At 66.6% G+C, this 16,926-nt stretch carries 15 protein-coding genes and 1 tRNA gene; 15 read left to right on the forward strand and 1 reads right to left on the reverse strand.

Annotated elements, in window-relative coordinates:
• Positions 1-43: 43 nt before the first annotated feature.
• The 15 genes from V5B59_RS23645 (at position 44) to V5B59_RS23715 (ending at position 16,693) form a co-directional block, all read left to right on the forward strand.
• On the forward strand, positions 44-1,243 hold the full coding sequence (locus V5B59_RS23645) for a phage protease (RefSeq protein WP_332352397.1): 1,200 nt from the start codon (positions 44-46) through the stop codon (positions 1,241-1,243).
• 25 nt (positions 1,244-1,268) lie between these two features.
• Positions 1,269-1,616 (forward strand): DUF2190 family protein, encoded by a 348-nt coding sequence (locus V5B59_RS23650; RefSeq protein ID WP_332352114.1) that lies wholly within the window; start codon positions 1,269-1,271, stop codon positions 1,614-1,616.
• A gap of 74 nt (positions 1,617-1,690) precedes the next feature.
• Positions 1,691-2,632: a major capsid protein gene (locus V5B59_RS23655; protein WP_332352115.1), complete on the forward strand. Its 942-nt coding sequence runs from the start codon at positions 1,691-1,693 to the stop codon at positions 2,630-2,632.
• A gap of 1 nt (position 2,633) precedes the next feature.
• Positions 2,634-3,026 (forward strand): gp436 family protein, encoded by a 393-nt coding sequence (locus tag V5B59_RS23660; RefSeq protein ID WP_332352116.1) that lies wholly within the window; start codon positions 2,634-2,636, stop codon positions 3,024-3,026.
• Positions 3,027-3,033: 7 nt separating this feature from the next.
• Entirely contained in the window at positions 3,034-3,459 is a 426-nt protein-coding gene (locus tag V5B59_RS23665; protein WP_332352117.1) for a phage tail terminator protein, read from the forward strand.
• 27 nt (positions 3,460-3,486) lie between these two features.
• Positions 3,487-4,245 (forward strand): hypothetical protein, encoded by a 759-nt coding sequence (locus V5B59_RS23670; RefSeq protein ID WP_332352118.1) that lies wholly within the window; start codon positions 3,487-3,489, stop codon positions 4,243-4,245.
• A gap of 39 nt (positions 4,246-4,284) precedes the next feature.
• Positions 4,285-7,626, forward strand: a complete 3,342-nt coding sequence (locus V5B59_RS23675; RefSeq protein WP_332352119.1) for a tape measure protein — start codon at positions 4,285-4,287, stop codon at positions 7,624-7,626.
• A complete protein-coding gene (locus V5B59_RS23680) occupies positions 7,623-7,826 on the forward strand; it encodes a hypothetical protein (protein WP_332352120.1) in 204 nt (67 codons plus the stop codon). The genes V5B59_RS23675 and V5B59_RS23680 overlap by 4 nt, the downstream gene beginning before the upstream one ends.
• Entirely contained in the window at positions 7,819-8,199 is a 381-nt protein-coding gene (locus V5B59_RS23685) for a hypothetical protein (protein WP_332352121.1), read from the forward strand. The genes V5B59_RS23680 and V5B59_RS23685 overlap by 8 nt, the downstream gene beginning before the upstream one ends.
• 3 nt (positions 8,200-8,202) lie before the next feature.
• Complete coding sequence (locus tag V5B59_RS23690; RefSeq protein WP_332352122.1) at positions 8,203-11,793, forward strand: hypothetical protein; 3,591 nt, start codon at positions 8,203-8,205, stop codon at positions 11,791-11,793.
• 171 nt (positions 11,794-11,964) lie between these two features.
• On the forward strand, positions 11,965-13,140 hold the full coding sequence (locus tag V5B59_RS23695) for a hypothetical protein (RefSeq protein ID WP_332352123.1): 1,176 nt from the start codon (positions 11,965-11,967) through the stop codon (positions 13,138-13,140).
• 3 nt (positions 13,141-13,143) lie between these two features.
• Positions 13,144-14,190: a hypothetical protein gene (locus V5B59_RS23700; protein ID WP_332352398.1), complete on the forward strand. Its 1,047-nt coding sequence runs from the start codon at positions 13,144-13,146 to the stop codon at positions 14,188-14,190.
• Complete coding sequence (locus tag V5B59_RS23705) at positions 14,187-14,588, forward strand: hypothetical protein (RefSeq protein ID WP_332352125.1); 402 nt, start codon at positions 14,187-14,189, stop codon at positions 14,586-14,588. Before V5B59_RS23700 ends, V5B59_RS23705 begins: the two co-directional genes overlap by 4 nt.
• A 7-nt stretch (positions 14,589-14,595) precedes the next feature.
• Positions 14,596-16,479, forward strand: a complete 1,884-nt coding sequence (locus tag V5B59_RS23710; RefSeq protein ID WP_332352126.1) for a hypothetical protein — start codon at positions 14,596-14,598, stop codon at positions 16,477-16,479.
• The gene (locus tag V5B59_RS23715) at positions 16,472-16,693 is read left to right on the forward strand and encodes a hypothetical protein (protein WP_332352127.1); all 222 of its coding nucleotides are present in this window, start codon (positions 16,472-16,474) and stop codon (positions 16,691-16,693) included. The genes V5B59_RS23710 and V5B59_RS23715 overlap by 8 nt, the downstream gene beginning before the upstream one ends.
• Before the next feature lie 150 nt (positions 16,694-16,843).
• Here V5B59_RS23715 and V5B59_RS23720 read toward each other — a convergent pair.
• A tRNA-His gene (locus V5B59_RS23720) sits at positions 16,844-16,919 on the reverse strand.
• Positions 16,920-16,926: the final 7 nt, after the last annotated feature.

Genomic DNA, 16,926 nt, shown 5'->3' on the forward strand with positions numbered 1-16,926 from the left:
TTCCAGTCCTTTCCCCGCCCCGCGCGCGCGCAAACTGCGACGCATGCCTTCCCTGTTCCCCGTTCTCCTCCCTCGCGCCGCTCCACGGACAGGTGGCGCTTTGCCCGGTCGCCCGCATGGTGGTGACCGGGCTTTTTCCGCCTGCGCCTTCGTCGGCGCAAAAGGCCGGCTGACGGCCAGCGCGCGGGTGCAGTTGCTGCCGGCCGGCGAGTTTCGCTCGCTCGACGGGCGGCCGACCGAGGTCAGCGCCTGGTTTATCGACGGCGCCATCGCCGCGACCCTGATCGCCGCTGCAGCGGCGCGCGAAACCCCCTACGTGCTCGACTATCACCACCAGTCGCTGCTCGCCGCCGAGCAGGGCCTCAAGGCGCCGGCCGCCGGCTGGTTCAAGACCCTGGAATGGGTCGAGGGCGTCGGGCTGTTCGCCACCGACGTGCAGTGGACCGACGCCGCGCGCCAGATGGTCGAGGCCGACGAGCTGCGCTACGTCTCGCCGGTGTTCGCCTGGGACCGCGAGACCGGCCAGGTGACGCACCTGATCAACGCCGCGCTGACCAATACCCCCGGCCTCGACGGCATGACGGCGGTCGCCGAGCGCGTCGCCGCCGCACTCAGCGGCCTTGTGATTTCTACCCTGGAGTCCACGATGGATGATCTGATCGACCGCTTGCGCTACTTCCTGAACTTACCCATTACGGCGACCGCCGAAGACTGTACGGCCGAACTGCAGAAGCTGATCGAGCAGATCGACACGCTGCCGCCGCCCGAATTCTCCGCGGCCAGCCTGACCCTCGGCGGTCGCCTGCTGGCGGCGCTGTCGGCGGCGTGGGTACCCGAACCCGAGACGCCGGACCCGGCGCAGTACGTGCCGATGGCGATGTATCTGGCGCTGCAGGGCGAACTGTCGGCCGCGCGCTTGGCCCTGGAAGGTGGGCAACACGCGGCCCTGATGCAGGCGGCGCTGGCCGATGGGCGCATTCTGCCGGCCACCGAGACGTACTGGCGCGGCCAGCCGCTCACGACGTTGTCGGCCTACCTCGAACAGGCGCAGCCGATCGCCGCGCTGACCGGCATGCAGTCCGCCGGGCAGCCGCCGAGTCGCCCCGCGGTCCTGACCCACTTTACCCCCATGGCCGGCTATGCCGTCGATGCCGAGCGACTGGCGCTGCATCAGCGCGCCCTGGCGCACGCCAGCGACCATCGCTGCAGTTACGCGCAGGCGCTGTCCGCCCTGCAATCCTGACCTGATCTGACAAGGAGTTTCCCGCATGGGCACCCAAAACAAAGCCATCCTGACCCTGACCGTGGCCGCGACCGGCACCATTGCCGCCAACCGCTTCATTACTCCCGCGGGCGCGCAGGCCGGCGCCGACGTCAATACGCTCGGCGTGGCCAATACCGCGGCCGTTTCGGGCGACAAGATCCCGGCCGACATTCTCGGCACCACCACCGTCGAATCCGGCGCCGCGGTGACCGCCGGGGCCACGGTCAAGTCCGACGCCTCCGGGCGCGCCATCAACTGGGTCACCTCGGGCGCCAAGATCGGCATTGCGCTGGAAGCGGCGACCGCCGCCGGCCAGTTCATCGAAGTGCTGTTGATCCCCAACGCCGTGTAAGCGCTTTTCCCCCTCTCCCCCAGCCCCTCCCCCGCCAGGGGGGAGGGGAGATTTCTACCTGAAAGGAAACCCCCATGCCGCAATTGACCCCCAGCCAGGCGCGTGTGATTGATCCGGTCCTGTCGACCGTCGCGCAGGGCTACAAGAACCCCGAACTGGTCGGGGGCGAGTTGTTCCCGTATGTGCCCGTCGATCAACGCGGCGGCAAGATCGTGACCTTCGGCAAGGAGGATTTCTACCTCTATTCGGGCGCGCGCGCTCCCGGCGCCGATACCAAGCGGGTGGTCTTCGGCTACAGCGGCAGTTCCTACGCGCTCAGCCAGTACGCCCTCGAGGGCGTGGTGCCGTGGGAGCTGCAGCAGGAATCGCAAGCGGTTCCGGGCATCGACCAGGCCAGCCTGGCGGTGATCCGCGTGCAGCGCATCGTGGCGCTGAACCTGGAAAAGGCACAGGCGGATCTCGCGACGACGGCGGCCAACTACGCCGCCGGCAACAAGAACGTCGGCCTGACCGGAACTACCCTGTGGTCCGACGCCAGCGCCTCGGACCCGATTGGCGACATCGAAACCGGCAAGGAGGCGATCCGCACGCAGACCGGCCGCTACCCGAACACCCTGGTGATTTCGGCGAAGACCGCGCGCGCTCTGCGCGTGCATAGCAAGATTATCGATCGGATCAAGTACACCGGCCGCGACATTCCGACCGTCGAACTGCTAGCCAGCCTGTTCGGCCTGCAGAAGGTGGTCATCGGCGGCGCGGTGTGGGCCGACGCTGCCGGCACGCTGACTGATGTCTGGGGCAAGACGGCGGTGCTGGCGGTGACCGAAATCGGTTCGGTTGCCGACCTGGGCGTGCCGAGCTACGGCTACACCTATCGCCTGCGCGGCGCGCCGATCGTCGAAGTGCCGTACGAGGACCGGCCCGCCAAGTCGTGGGTCTATCCGGTGACCGACGAAGTGGCGCCGGTCATTGCCGGGGCGACCGCAGGCTACCTGATTTCGCCGACGGTCGCCTGACATGCCCTACGCCACGCTCGCCGACCTGGTCACCCGCTTCGGCGAGCAGGAGCTGATCGACCAGACGGACCGCGCCAGCGGCACCAACGTGGACGCGACGGTGGTGGCGCGCGTGCTCGACGACGCCGGCGCGACCATCGACGGCTATCTGACGGGGCGCTATGCCTTGCCGCTGCCGAGCGTGCCGCCGTTGCTGGTCGGCCTGTGCTGCGACCTGGCGCGCTATGCGCTGTATCCGGACGCGGCGCCGGACATGGTCAAGGACCGCCATCAGAATGCGCTGCGGGTGCTGCGGGAAATCGCCGCCGGGACGCTGCAACTGGGGTTGGCGACCCCGGCCAGTTCGGGGTTGGCGCAGATGGTGAGCAACCCCCGCCTGTTCGCCCGGTCGTGAGCGGGGCATGTTGACGCTGGAAACGCCGCTGGTCGAGCGCCTCGGCGAGGTGCCCGGCCTGCTCGGGGTGTACCCGATGAGCGACCTCGAAGACATCGAGAAATCGGGCAAGCCGGCGCCGTGCGTGTTTGTGGCGTACGACGGCTATCAGGTGGTCGAGGCGAACCGAAGCCGGCGCGCGGTGCGGATCGAAACGCGCTGGCTGGTGATTCTGGCGGTGAAGTCTGCCGCCCGCACGGGCAGCGGCGCGCCGGCGCGGGCGGCGGCGGCACCGTTGGCCGAAGCGCTGTTGAAGAGTCTGTTGGGCTGGACGCCGCCGGCGAAATTCACGCCGATCTTGTTGGCCACGCCGCCCGCGCCGGTCTTTTTGTCCGGCACGCTGTTCTACCCGCTGGCGATCACCACGCAACAGGTGATCGAGTCCGACCGGTAAATCCTTTCTTAACCAGGAGACCACACCATGGCATCACGCGCTTTTTTGGGGTCCGGAGATTTGTACATCGACCGGGTCGACCCGGCCACCGGCCTTTCTCTCGGCCTCGCCGGGCCTTTCGAGGTCAGCAAGTTTGAAATCAAGCCGAACACCGAACTGAAGGAGAAGGTCTCCAAGGGCAAGACGACGTATGGCCAGGTGATTGAATCGGTCGCCATCCAGAAGCCGGCCGACCTGTCCGTGACCCTCTCCGAACTCAACAAGGATGGCGTCACGCTCGCGCTGCTCGGCACGCAGAGCGCGTTCACGCAGGGCAGCGGCTCGATCACCGCCGAGGCCATCGTCGCCAAGCGCGATTACTGGGTGCCGGTCAGCAAGGTGAATCTCGCGGTCGCCGGGCTTTCGGTCACGCATACCTCGGGCACGCCGACCTACGTGCTCGGCACCGATTACCTGATCAACTACCGGCTCGGTCTGGTCAAGGTGCTGAGCACCGGCGCGATCCTGGAAGGGGCGACGATCAAGGTCACGGCCAACTATCAGACCTCGGCGGGTACGCGCATCGCCGGCGCCACGCAGGCGCAGGTGCGGGCCAAGTTCATCCTCGACGGCATCAACTACGCCGACAGCCTGCCGTGTATCTGCACGGTCTGGGAAGCCGTTCTGGCTCCCGAATCGGGCTTCGACTTTACGCCGAACGACTTCGGCGACATCCAGTTGAAGGGCCGGCTCAAGACCCCGGCTGGTAAAACCGAGCCGTTCCAGGTCGATCTGCTCACCTCGTAAGACTTTCTACCCCCTATCCCCTAGCCCCTATCCCCGACCATGTCCGACGATCTGCGATTACGCGTCGATATTGCCGCCGGGGTCACCGGCCGGGAGGCGGTCGACCAACTCGCCGCGTCGGTAAACCAGCTCGGCGAGCAGGCGACCGACGCCGGCGGCGAGGCCCGGACCGCCGGTGCGGGGATCACCGCCTTGAGTGGCGCCGCGCAGGGCATGGCCTCCGAGGTCAACCAGGCCGGCAATGAACTCGACGCCCTGCAGTCCTTTGTGGACCATCTCACGGCCTCCGAGCAGGCGGCGGGGGCGCAAGCCCGGACCGCCGGCGCCGGCATTGCGGCGCTGGGGGCGGCGGCGCATTCGACCGGCGCGGGCGCCCGCAGTGCGGGCGATGGCCTGGGGAATCTGGCCGCGGCCGCGAACCGGGCCGGGGAACACGTTCGCGGTGCGTCGCAGTCCCTCGATGGCGTCAGCGCCGCCGGGCAGCGGGCGCGCAGCACCACCGACCAGGTACAGGCGGCCTTCGCCACCCTCGGGATTCGCTCGGCCGATCGCATCCAGGCGGAACTCCTCGAAATCAACCAGGCGCTACAGCGGCTGGCGCGCAGCAGCGACGTCACCGGCGAGCAGTTCGACCGCGCCTTTGCCGCCGGTCAGGCGCGCATCCGCACGCTACGCGCCGAGCTGGATGGCGTGCCGGGCAGCATCGGCCAGGTAGCGCGCCAGGCCGATGGGCTGACGAGCGTGATGGGCAAGCTCGGGCTGGCGTTTTCCGGGGTCGAGCTGGCGCGGGAGTTCCTCAAGGTCAACGTCGAACTCGAGAATTTATCGAGAACATTCACCGCCGTCGCCGGGTCGAGCCAGGCCTCCGCCAAAGAGATGGCCTATGTGCACGACGTCGCCGACCGGCTCGGGCTGCCGATCCTCGAGGTCGGCAAGGCGTATGCCGGGCTGACGGCCGCGACCAAAGGGTCGGCGGTCGAGGGCGCGGCGACGCGGGAGGTGTTTGAGGCGGTAGCGCACGCGATGTCGGTCGCCGGCAAAAGCTCGGCCGAAACGCAAAACGCATTGCTGGCGCTGTCGCAAATGGCGTCCAAGGGCGCGGTCTCGATGGAGGAACTGCGTGGGCAACTGGGCGAAGCGCTGCCGGGCGCCCTGAAGGCGGCCGCCGACGGATTCGGGATCACGACCGAGCAACTGATCAAGCTCGTCGAGACCGGAAAGCTGACTTCCGAAGAACTGTTTCCGGCGCTGGCCAAGGGATTGAATACCCTCTATGGCGCGTCCAGCGAGCTGGGCGCGCAGACCGAAACGCTGACGCAGCGCTGGAATCACTTCCGGAACGCGGTCGCCGAGATGTTCCAGACGATCGGCGACGCCGGCGTGGTGACTGGGCTCAAGACGGCGCTGTCCGCGCTGGAGGTGGTTCTGGTGTCCTCTTCGGCCATGATCGTGGCTGCAGGCAAGGACATCGGGATCTTCTTTGCGGCCCTGGCCAATGGCGACATCACCCTGTCCGGGTTCAGCCAGCGCGCCAAAGAAGCGTTTGCCGAGGTGGAAAAGGAGGCGCGCGACAAGCTCGTCAAGGCGGCATTGCACAACGAGCAAATGGCCGCGACTCTCGATCAGGCGGGGCAGTCCGCCCTCGCGGCGGCGCGGGCGCATACGGCGGCCGCCGCCGAGACCGCCAAACTGGGCACCGCGGCGCAGGGCGCGGGCACGCACCTGACCAAGATCAAGGTGACCTACGCCGAGCTGGGCGAGGCGGCCGAGAAGCTGACCAAGCAGACGATCGCCGACGCCGAGGCCACCAAAGCGCAAACGGCGGCCTCGGTCGAACTCGCCAATGCCTTCGGAACCGAAGTCGAGAAACTGGACGCCAAGGCCGAGGCCAGCCGGAAAAATGCCGAAGCGCTGCGGCAGGTGGCGACGCAGCGCGAAGCCGATTTAACGCTGGCGCAGCGGGAGCTGGCGGCGATCGAGGCCGAAATCGGCGCCAAAGGGAAGGCCACCGAGCAGCAGCAGAAGCAGATCGACGAACTCAAAAAGGTGGTCGACCTGCGGCAATCCGACGCGGACAAGGCGCAGGGGCAGGCGCGCGCTTCGGCGGCGGTCGCCGCGCAGGCCGAGAGTGAGGCCGCCGCCTGGGCCAATAACGCCGGGCGCGTCGACGAGCTGCGAACCGCCTACGAACGCGCGCAGGCTGCCCTGGAGGATCTGCGCCAGAAAAAGGCGGCGGGCATCGATGTCACCAAAGCGCTCGAAGCCGCCGATATCCAGGCCGGGCAGGCGAGCCGGCTGTATCGCGATGCCCTGTCCGACACGGTTCGACAGATTCAGGCCAAAAGCACGGCCGAGCAGGCGCAGTTCGGTATCGCGCAGGCCGGCGTCCGCCTGGCGATCGAACAGCAGCGAACGATTCTCGACGTGGCGCGCGCGCATGGCGATGAGCGCGGCGCCCTGAATGCCTTGCTCGAAATGAAACGCCTCGAAATCCAGCTCGCCGAACTGGTGGCCCGAGCAAAACACGCCCAAGCGGCGGCGGATCTGGCCGCAGTTCAGGCGACCCGGCAACAACTGATTGCGACCGGCCAACTGACCGACGCCAAAAAGCTCGAACTCGACGCCCTGGAAGCTAGCGCGCGCGTCAAGGAAGTGGAAGCGCAAATTGCCGACGAGGTGGCCAAACGCACGCGCGAGCTGGCCGAGAGCATGCGCTTTGCCGGGCAATCGGCGGGCGAGATGGGCGCCGGCGTTCGCGGCGCGACGCGGGACATGGAACAACTGGGGCAGGCCTCTGGGCTGACCGCGGACCAGATCAAGCGGCTGCGGGATCAACAGCAGCGGCCGTCGTCGCTGGGTGGCGGCGGTGGTGGGGGGCAGGAGTTATCCGTGCAGCAGCTCCAGGCGGCCAATTTCACGCAGGCGGAAATCAGCGATTACTACGCCAACCGACGGACCTCGCAAACCGACCAGGCGGCCGGCCTGATCAACCGCTCGGTCAGCACGCAGGGGATCGACAACGAAACCGTGGGGCGCTCGATGGGCCTCACCGGCGAAGCCGTGAAAGCCTTTGCCAGCGTCTACTCGGACCTCTTCGCCGAGGAAATGGCGAAGCTCAAGGACAAGCTCAAAGCCGTCTCGGCGATTTCGACCGAGGGCTATCTGACCGAGTACGCCGGATCGGTGGAGCGGGCCAAGGCGCGCGCCAAGGAATTGGCCGAGCAGTCCGGGTCGGCAGGATCGGCCAGCGTGGGGTCGGTCCATCAGGTCAATATCCAGATTGGCAGTGCCAGCGCCAGTGTCAACACCACCAGCCAGGCGTCGGCACAGGCGCTGGTCGGGGTGCTGACCCACCTGCGTGAACGGTATGTGTCCGGATGATGAGCGGCCCTGCGGATCCTCTGGGATGGGCCAAGCGCCCGCGCAGCCCGCTGGCGATCGCCTGGGTCCGGGATCTGGCCAAGAAAGACCGCCGTTTCCGCGCGATCTGGAAGGTCCTGATCGATACCGGCATCGCGCACGCCGACGGGCGGGCTCGGCAGCTCTGGACCGGCACACAATGGGAGGCGGTAAATGTCTGAGCATTTGCTGGGGTCGGTGTCGCTGCCGTCCGATCTGGTGTGGACCGACGAATTCACCTGGCCCACCGTCGTGCGCAAGACCGAATACGCCCTGACCGGCGCCTTGATCGTCGATGTCGGCCAGCGTCAGGCCGGGCGGCCGATCACGCTCGCCGGCGATGCCGGCACCTGGGTGCCGCGCGCCACGGTCGACGCGCTGCGCGTGCTGGCTTGCGAGGTGCCGGGGCAGTTCGTCCTGGCGCTGGCCGATGGGCGCAGCTTCAACGTGGTTTTCGCGCCGGAAGCGGCGATCGCGGCGGCGCCGCTGTATCCGATCGCCGATCCTGGCGCGGATTTTCCGTATGTGATCACGATTAAATTGATCGAGGTTTAACGCATGCCCATTCTGGATGGCGATATTGTGCTGCTCAAATCCTCGGTGCTCGACGACGTGCCCGAGGGCGGCGGCCGGGCGACGGGGATCGCGGTCGTCGACGGCGTCAGCAACAATCTGTTCCCGGATATTTCCGAGCTGGACCGGACCTATGGGCGGACGTCGCTGCGCAAGGTGTTTCCGGGGGTGCTCACGGATACCACCGACGCGTATTACGGCGCGCATGCGATCGTCGCGCAGGCGCCGGCCGATCCGCGCGTTTCGGCGGCGCTGTTCACGACCAAATCCTGGTCGGATGAGCGCACGAGTGCGCAGGGCAAACTCGAGGGCTATCTCGCGCTCGGCAGCGAATCGCGGTATGTGCTCTACAGCAATCACCTGGTCGGCCAGCGCAGCATCCAGGTGCACTGCGCGCGCTCGGTCGCCACTCCCGGCATCGGCGATGTGTTTGCGCTGGTGCAGCGCGACGCGGTCAGCAACCAGCAGTTCGTGCGCGTCACCCGGATCGCTTCGCGCGCGGTCGATACGGTGTTCACCGATCAGCACGGGGATTATCTGCGGGATCTGATGGTGCTGGAAATCTCCGACCCGTTGCGCCTGGCGTTCACCGGCGCGCCGGTCACCCGGTACACCTACGATTATTACAACCCGCCGACGCGCGTGCATGCCACCTTCCCTGCCGACTCGACGAGCTATTACGGGGTGGCGCCCCTGGCCCAGCCGGCCGCTCTCGGGGCGCTGACGTTGCGCGCCGAATCGGTCTACACGCAACTGGTGCCCTCGGCGCTCTCCGAAGCACCGATCATCGACGCGCGCTGCGTTGGCGATCGCGAGCTGATCGTGCCGATTACCGGGGCGCCGGGATTGACCTTCCAGACGACCGTCACGACGGCGCCGGGTGTGACCGCGGTGCGCTATTTCGGGCGCGCGGTGGCGCGCGGGTCGGTCAGCGTGGCCATTGGCGGGGTAACTCTGGTCGATGACAGCAACGGCAACCTGGTCGCGCAATCCGGATTCACCGGGACAGTGGACTATGGGAGCGGCGCCGTCAGCCTGGCCAAAAACGTCGGCACCAGCGGCAGCGCGACCTACAGCGCGGCGCAGGCGGTGGCGATCGCGGCAGCCGGGCATACCGAGAGCACGCTGGTCAGCATCGGCAACCGCGGCTACAACTACGTCAAGAACCTCAGCCCGGCGCCGGCGCCGGGGTCGGTCTCGGTCGATTACCTGGCACTCGGCAAGTGGTACCGGCTGCAGGACGACGGCGCCGGCGGCCTGACCGGCGATGATGGCGTCGGCTCCGGGCAGGTCAACTACGCGACGGGATCGCTGGTGGTGACCCTCGGGGCGCTGCCCGATACCAATACGCAGATCCTGTTTGCCTGGGGGACCCCGACCCATTACCGGCCGCAGGTGGGCGCCAGCGTCTTCCGGCCACCGGCGATTCCGATCAGCCTGCCGGAGGGCGCCATCGAGCCATCGAGCGTGCAGATCAGCTATTGGGCGGGCGGGGTGGCCCGTGCGGCGATAGACGACGGCGTGGGAGGATTCATCGGGGACGACGCCGCGGGGGGCTGGATCGATTATGCGACCGGCAAGGCCATCCTGCTGCCCCGCAGGCTGCCGGATGGCGATTCCGACCTGGTGATCCAGTACCGCCAGGGCGGCCTCGTCACCGAGATATTCCCGGCGGGCGGGGCCTCGAACAATTTCAGCCTCAGTCATGCGGTGCTGCCCAAAAGCTTGTCGCTCTCCTTCCTGGATACCCGCGAGACCGAGTATATCGTCTATGACGAAGGCACCGGGGTCCTGGCGATGCTCGAGGCCACACCGCGGATTGCGGTGGATCGCTCGGGGTCGAGCGCGGGGTCCAGTGCCAGTCGATCCTCGTCGATCAATTCGACCTCGGGCATCGGCGGCTCGATCAACTACAGTACCGGCGCCGTGGCGCTGGGGGTACAGGTGACCTACCACGACACCTCGCAGTCGCGCAGCGTGAGCGGGTCGGGGTCGGAGATCACCGAGCAGCACACCTGGGTCGAAACCTTTGCCACGGTCAACGCCGCCGGCACGATCACGGCGCGCTATCGCCCGGCGACCGATAGTGCCGGTGGCGTGCTGACACAGTCGCAAGCCATGGGTCCCTTGCGGATCGATCTGCTGCCGACCATCTCCAATACGCTGGTGCCGGGCAGCCTGCGCTTCACGCTGGCGGGCAGTGTCTATGTCGATCGAAACGGCCTGTTGCTGCGCGATGTCTCGGTGACGACCAACAGCGGTGTAGCCGCCGGGACAGTCGATTACACTACCGGCCGGGTCACGCTCAGCGATTATGCGGGCGCTGGAGGAGAGCCGGCGATCACGGTGGTCTGCCTGACGCGCAAGGGTTTCTGGGACGGTTGGCGGTTCCAGTTCCGGGTTTCCGGGGCGCCGCTGCAGCCGGCGAGCTTCGCGGTGCGCGTGGTGCGCGCGTCGGATAGCGTGCAGATCAGCGCCAGCAGCGATCTGACGGGGGACGTGGAAACGGCGCAGGTGGATGGCGTCGTGGACGTGCAGTTCGGCATCGTCACGCTGTCGTTCGGGAGCTGGGTCGCCGACTCCGGCCTGTCGCCGGCGGAGAAACTCGAGTGGTGGTATGCGCCCGAGCGGGTGGTGTCGGGGCAGGTTTTTCGGCCGCTGCTGGTGATGCCGGAGACCGCGCTGTTCAACGCGGTGGCGGTGTCGAATCTGCCGCTGTCGGCCGAGGTGCTGGGGCTCGATCCGGTGCGGCTGCCGGTCGATGGGCGGGTGCCGGTGTTGCGCAAGGGCGATGTGCTGGTGATCCACCACACCGCCACGACGGCGCCGGCGACCGTCAGCAATGGCCAGACGGTCAATTTGGGGCGCGTGCGGATTGCGCGGGTGCGCGTGATCGGAAACGATGGCGAGACCATCGTCGGCGGCTATAGCCACGACCTGGACGCCGGCACGGTGACGTTTGCCAATGTGACCGGCTACGCGCAGCCGGTCACGATCGAGCATCGCATCGAGGACATGGCGCTGTGTTCGGATGCGCAGATCAACGGCGAACTGACCCTGACCCGGCCGCTGACGCATGATTTCCCGCTCGGCTCGCTGGTCAGCTCGGCGTTGATTCTGGGCGATCTGCATGCGCGGGTCTCCCATTGGTTCGACCAGGCCACCTGGACCGGCGTCTGGTCGGATACGGTCATCGGCAGCGCGGCGAGTGCCAGCTACAACACCGTGCAGTACCCGGTCGTGGTGACCAACCGCGGTGCGATTCAGGAGCGCTGGCAGATCATTTTCACGAACACGACGACGGTCAATGTGATCGGCGAGACGGTCGGCCAGATCGTCACCGGGCATGCGATCGCCAACCCGCTGGCGCCGATCAACCCGGCCACCAGCGTGCCGTATTTCACCATCAGCCCCACCGGCTGGGGCGCCGGCTGGAGCGCCGGAAACCTGGTGCGGCTGAACACCGTCGCGGCCAATTACCCGGTCTGGGTGGCGCGCACCGTGCTGCAGGGTCCGCCGTCAGAGACCGACGACCAATTCATCATCGGCATCCGCGGCGATGTCGATACGCCCTAACGGTCATGACCGTTTCCCTCTCCCCCGACCCCACCCACGGCCCGCGCTGCATCGCGGGCCGGCTGCGGCGGCGCGGAGCAGTGCTCCGCGAAATCCCGCCTTCGCCCCCCGCGAGGGGGGAGGGGAGATTCGTGAGTCGCATACGCGACTTCCATATTGATGGAGGGGTAAATGCCCGATACCAGCGTTAAATATTTCCACTCCGGGCTGACCGGCGCGCCCGTTTTATCGGGCACCGCGGGGTCTCTGGTCGCGGTACTCGATGCCTGCCTGGTCAATGGTTTTGCCGTCTCCGCCGTGGCCAGCCTGGTGGTCGCCAGCAACATCGCCACAGCGACGATCAGCGGCGGCCACAGTGCCGAAGTGGGGAGCGTGGTGCTGGTGTCCGGCGCGACGCCCAGCGGCCTCAACAGCGAGAAGAAGGTGTTGAGCGTCGGCGCGGGCAATACCACGCTGACCTTCGACGCGCCCGGCATCAGCGATCAGACGGCCAGCGGGACGATTTCGCTGAAACTGGCGGGCGCCGGCTGGAGCAAGGAATTTACCGGCACCAATCTGGCGGCGTACAAGAGCAACAACGTCGCGGGCACGGGCTGCCGGCTGCGGGTCGACGATACCGCGGGCAAGACCGCACGCGTCGTCGGCTACGAGACGATGACCGCCATCAGTACCGGCAGCGGGCCGTTTCCGACGAGTACGCAGCGCAGCGGCGGGTCGTGGTGGACCAAGAGCACGGTGGCGGATGGCAGCTCGAGGACCTGGACGCTGGTCGCCGATGACCGGATGTTCTACCTGATCACTGGGTATCACCCGACCTATCCCGCGGGGGGAGCGTTCATGGGATTCGGGGATTTTCTTCCGGTCAAGTCGGGCGACGCCTGGGGCTGCGTGCTCTCGGGCTACGCCAGCGACAAGAGCGGGTCGGCGCCCGGCGATACCAACGATTTCGGCGTGCTGCGCAATGCCGCGGATGAGCTGTATTTCGCGCGGTCGTACGGCGGTGTCGGCAGCGCGGCGACGGCATACAAGGCCTTCAGCTTGCTGACGCCCTCGACCAGCACGGGCTTTGCCAGCGGTGCCGGGCCGATGCCCTATCCCAATGGGCCGGATCAGGGGCTGTACCTGTCCCAACTGAACCTGTTCGAATCGTTCGCGGGCGCTTTTCGGGGGGTGGCTCCTGGGGTCTACTGCTGTCCGCAGACGGTCCCGCTCGGGCTGTTCGCCGCGAACGCGGTAATCACCGATGTCGCCAATCTGATGGAGCGACAGGTGCGGGTCATGCCATTCGGCGCTGGAGTGACGACCGCGGCCTTCGCTTTTTTCGATACCACGGGGCCGTGGCGGTAATCGATGGGTGATCCGCTCTGGCCTCTCCTGAATGCCGGGCTGCACTTGTCCGGCAGCAACGGGTCGACATCCTTCCCGGATGTCAAAGGACACACCTTCACGCGATCCGGCGGGGTCGTCATCTCGACGGCGCAGAGCCGGTTTGCGGGCGAGGGGTCTGCCTACTTTCCGGGCGGGGCCAACGACCGGCTGAGCTGCGCGGCGTCTTCCGATTTTCTGTTCGATGGCTCGTCTCTCTCGATTTCGTTTTCTCTCTATTTGCTCGCCTATCCGGCCACGGGGACCGAGTGCAGGATGATCAATATCGGGACGAACGGGAGCAGCGCCGCCTTCTGTGTCGATATTAACCAATATCACGATATCGGCGCCTACGTGCAGATCAGCGGGAAGAATTCCCTCTTCACCGGCGGCGGGCCGGTGGCGCTGAATACGTGGCAGGATTTCCAGGTATCGGTCTTCAACCGCCAGGCGCTGATTTTCAAAAACGGGCTGATCATCGCATCACGCCCGGACCTGGACATGCCCAGCGGCGGCACGACCAATATCGTCCGCATCGGCGGCGATCAATCCGGGTACCCGTCGGTTGATGCACCCCTGTACGGGTATCTGAGCCAGCTTCGGATCATGTGCAAATCCGGGCGGAACGATAGCGCCTATGTCCCGGACAGCGGGCCGTTCGAGGAAGGGTTTTCGTTGGATTATGTACGGGCTGCGCCAGTCGTGCCGCTAGTGCGGCCCGCGCTGCCGGCCTGGAAGGCCGTCCGGTCACCGCCCGGAAGCCTGCTGCTCGATGCCGAGCACGGCGGCCGGGGGCGGATCGTGGGCACGGTGAAAAACAAGGGCGTCCCGGACTACCCGGTTTCTCGCCGTGTGCGCTTGCTGCGCAAGCGGGACGGCGTTCTGGCGCGCGAGACCTGGAGCGATGCCGCCGGCAACTACGTGTTTGACCACATCCGGCACGACCTCACGTATGTGGTGATGTCGCACGATCATACCGGGCTCTACAATGCGGTCATCGATGATGCGATCACCCCGGATCTGATCCCATGAGCCTGTTTTTTTCCGATTTCGTGCGCAACGCGCGCGCCAATGCCATCGTCGCTCAACTCGATCGGGCGGCGACGCCGGGGACGCTGGAGCTGTACTACACGACCCAGCCGGCTGCGGGAGCGGCTCCTGGCGGCAGCCCGGCAACGATCATCACCCTGCAAAAACCCTGCGGGACGGTGTCCGCGGGGGTGATTTCCTTCACGACGACGCAGCCGGCGCAGTTGCTGACGGGCGGTACCGTCCTGTGGGCACGCGCGCGCGACGGGGATGGCTACTGGATGCTGGATGGCAATGTGGCGGTCACCGGCACGCCCGGCGCGGCCTTTACACTGCCGGATGTGGTGATGTATGCCGGCGCTTTTGTCTTTCTGTTCAACGCCACGCTGACCGAGCCGTGACCTCGTCGTGAGCGCGGATCTGCTTTTTGCCGACGCGCGGCCGGGGGTCAACCTGGTTTTTGGCGATGTCGGCAACCCGCCGGAGGTTCGCCAGCTCGGCAGTGCGCTGGTGCTGCCTCTGCCGCTTTTCGATGGTCCCCTGGTGGCCGGCGCCGTGCCGGTGGGGATGTCCGTGCTGCTGGCCCGGCCTGGCCAGGCGATCGCCATTGCGCCCGTGCCCCCACTGGGGAGCGTCGCCACGCTCGCGGGGCCTCTCCCGGCGCTGTCGATCCACTACGACAATGCCGTCAACCGCGCGCCGTTCCGCTGGGCGGGAAGCTCCTGGAAGCGCGCAGCGGATCGCGATCAGTATGGTGCGCTGGCGCATCGTGCGCCTCGAGTCGGCCAGGTCGATGCCCGGATCGAGGGGGATCAGGCGGCCCGCAGTCTCTGGCAGGTCCGCAGTCTCTGGCAGATCCCGCGGCGGGATTTTCGCCCCCAGGTACGCATCCCCTGGGCCGAGGGACAGCGGCGCCGAACCGTTCTGGCCGAGAAATTCCGGCCGTTATCCATGGCCGTGCGGCCGGCACAGGCGATCCCGTTCGAGGACGCCTTGCCCAGGCCGCAGCGGACCGCGGCCGCGTGGGTCGAGCTGTTTCGCTGGGCGCGTCCGCCGCTGGCCGTGCCCTGGGAGGAGGGGGCGCCGCTGCCGGCAGACATCGATCTGGCCTCGGGCGTCGGCACCCAGCATCTGCTGATCGTGCATCACCCCTGGCAGATCGGGCGGGCGCCGGAGGCGGGTCGATCGCCCATCCCGCCAGGGCCGGATCCCGATCCTCCCTGGTATGTCGGCGATCCGGATCTACTCTTTCCGTGGCTGGGGTCTCGCGCGCATATTTCGATCCCCATTTTGAGGACGTATCTGGTGACCAATGAAGTAACCTTGACGCGGGTATCCAATTCGCTGGCTCTGCCGGCGCTATCGCTGTCGGTGTCGATTGATGCCAACTCTTGGGTATGGGGCTGGAGTGCGAGTCTGCCGGCCAGCTATCTCGACGATGTCCTGCCGGATGGACCAGGGCAGCCGGTCGAGCTGGAGGCGGTCGTGAACGACGTTAATTTTCGGCTGCTGGCGGAGAAAATAACGCGCGATCGACGGTTCGGCCATGCCCGTATCTCGGTCTCCGGGCGGGGCCTCGCCGCGGCACTGGGCGCGCCGTATGCGCCCACGATCAGCCGGATGAATGCCGAGGACCGCACCGCGCAGCAGTTGATGAACGACGCGCTGCTGCTCAACGGCGTGAGTATCGGCTGGGATATCGACTGGCATCTGACGGACTGGCTAGTCCCGGCGGGGGTCTGGTCTCACCGTGGCAGCGCGATCGAAGCCTGTGCGCGCATTGCCGCGGCCGCCGGCGGCTATCTCCAGGCCAGCCGTACCGACCGCACCTTGTCTGTCCTGCCGCGCTACCCGGTGGCCCCGTGGGACTGGTCCGGCGTGGTTCCCGACTACTCTCTGCCGTCCGCAGCCACCACGCGCGAGGCCGTCCAGTGGCTGCAAAAGCCCGCATACAACTCGGTGTATATCAGTGGCGAGGGGGCTGGGATTCTCGCGCACGTCACCCGTGCCGGGACGGCTGGCGACCTGCTTGCGCCGATGCTGGTCGACGCCCTGACCACCCACTCGGATGCCGCTCGCCAGCGAGGTATTTCGGTGCTGTCCGACACCGGCCCGCAGCAACTGATCACCCTCGAAACGCCGGTATTTTCAGGGGTCGGAATCTACCCCGTGGGGGCGTTCGTGGCGTTCTCTGACGGAGCCAATTCCAGGCGTGGAATGGTCCGATCCGTATCCATCAGTGCGGTCTTGCCGACCGTCCGCCAGACCATCGAGATCGAGTGTCATGAGTAACCTGCTGAGCGAATTTTTAAGCTTGTTCCCAAGCGATCCGCTGCTGGTTGGAGAGGTGTCCAGCATCACCAATGAGGTCCGTACCGTGACCCTTCCAGATGGCTCCACGATCACCGCCAAAGGCGTAGCGGAGCTTGGTCAAACGGTGTTTATTCGGGGCGGTGTAATTGACGGAATTGCGCCCTCGCTGACGGTCGTTGAAATTTCCGTTTAACGCCCGAAATATGCGCTTGTCCTGTGCCAAGTAGCGCGCGAATTTGTGCCAAGTAGCGCGCGAATTTACACAAATCTGGCTACATGGTGGCTACACAGAACCGGATACCTGAGAGCATGGCCGCTTGATGGTGCCAACTTCTTGATTTGTTGGGGCGATGTACGGGATTCGAACCCGTGACCACTGGAATCACAATCCAGTGCTCTACCAACTGAGCTAACACCGCCACTAGC

This window comes from Candidatus Accumulibacter contiguus, assembly GCF_036625285.1.
Classification (GTDB): domain Bacteria; phylum Pseudomonadota; class Gammaproteobacteria; order Burkholderiales; family Rhodocyclaceae; genus Accumulibacter; species Accumulibacter contiguus.

What these genes read in the sequence shown, in the direction of transcription:
- V5B59_RS23700 (WP_332352398.1), top strand. Translation starts at nt 13,144, where the DNA reads ATGGGTGATCCGCTCTGGCCTCTCCTGAATGCCGGGCTGCACTTGTCC.
- V5B59_RS23655 (WP_332352115.1), top strand. Translation starts at nt 1,691, where the DNA reads ATGCCGCAATTGACCCCCAGCCAGGCGCGTGTGATTGATCCGGTCCTG.
- V5B59_RS23705 (WP_332352125.1), top strand. Translation starts at nt 14,187, where the DNA reads ATGAGCCTGTTTTTTTCCGATTTCGTGCGCAACGCGCGCGCCAATGCC.
- V5B59_RS23670 (WP_332352118.1), top strand. Translation starts at nt 3,487, where the DNA reads ATGGCATCACGCGCTTTTTTGGGGTCCGGAGATTTGTACATCGACCGG.
- V5B59_RS23715 (WP_332352127.1), top strand. Translation starts at nt 16,472, where the DNA reads ATGAGTAACCTGCTGAGCGAATTTTTAAGCTTGTTCCCAAGCGATCCG.
- V5B59_RS23660 (WP_332352116.1), top strand. Translation starts at nt 2,634, where the DNA reads ATGCCCTACGCCACGCTCGCCGACCTGGTCACCCGCTTCGGCGAGCAG.
- V5B59_RS23695 (WP_332352123.1), top strand. Translation starts at nt 11,965, where the DNA reads ATGCCCGATACCAGCGTTAAATATTTCCACTCCGGGCTGACCGGCGCG.
- V5B59_RS23650 (WP_332352114.1), top strand. Translation starts at nt 1,269, where the DNA reads ATGGGCACCCAAAACAAAGCCATCCTGACCCTGACCGTGGCCGCGACC.
- V5B59_RS23685 (WP_332352121.1), top strand. Translation starts at nt 7,819, where the DNA reads ATGTCTGAGCATTTGCTGGGGTCGGTGTCGCTGCCGTCCGATCTGGTG.
- V5B59_RS23675 (WP_332352119.1), top strand. Translation starts at nt 4,285, where the DNA reads ATGTCCGACGATCTGCGATTACGCGTCGATATTGCCGCCGGGGTCACC.
- V5B59_RS23690 (WP_332352122.1), top strand. Translation starts at nt 8,203, where the DNA reads ATGCCCATTCTGGATGGCGATATTGTGCTGCTCAAATCCTCGGTGCTC.
- V5B59_RS23665 (WP_332352117.1), top strand. Translation starts at nt 3,034, where the DNA reads ATGTTGACGCTGGAAACGCCGCTGGTCGAGCGCCTCGGCGAGGTGCCC.
- V5B59_RS23645 (WP_332352397.1), top strand. Translation starts at nt 44, where the DNA reads ATGCCTTCCCTGTTCCCCGTTCTCCTCCCTCGCGCCGCTCCACGGACA.
- V5B59_RS23680 (WP_332352120.1), top strand. Translation starts at nt 7,623, where the DNA reads ATGATGAGCGGCCCTGCGGATCCTCTGGGATGGGCCAAGCGCCCGCGC.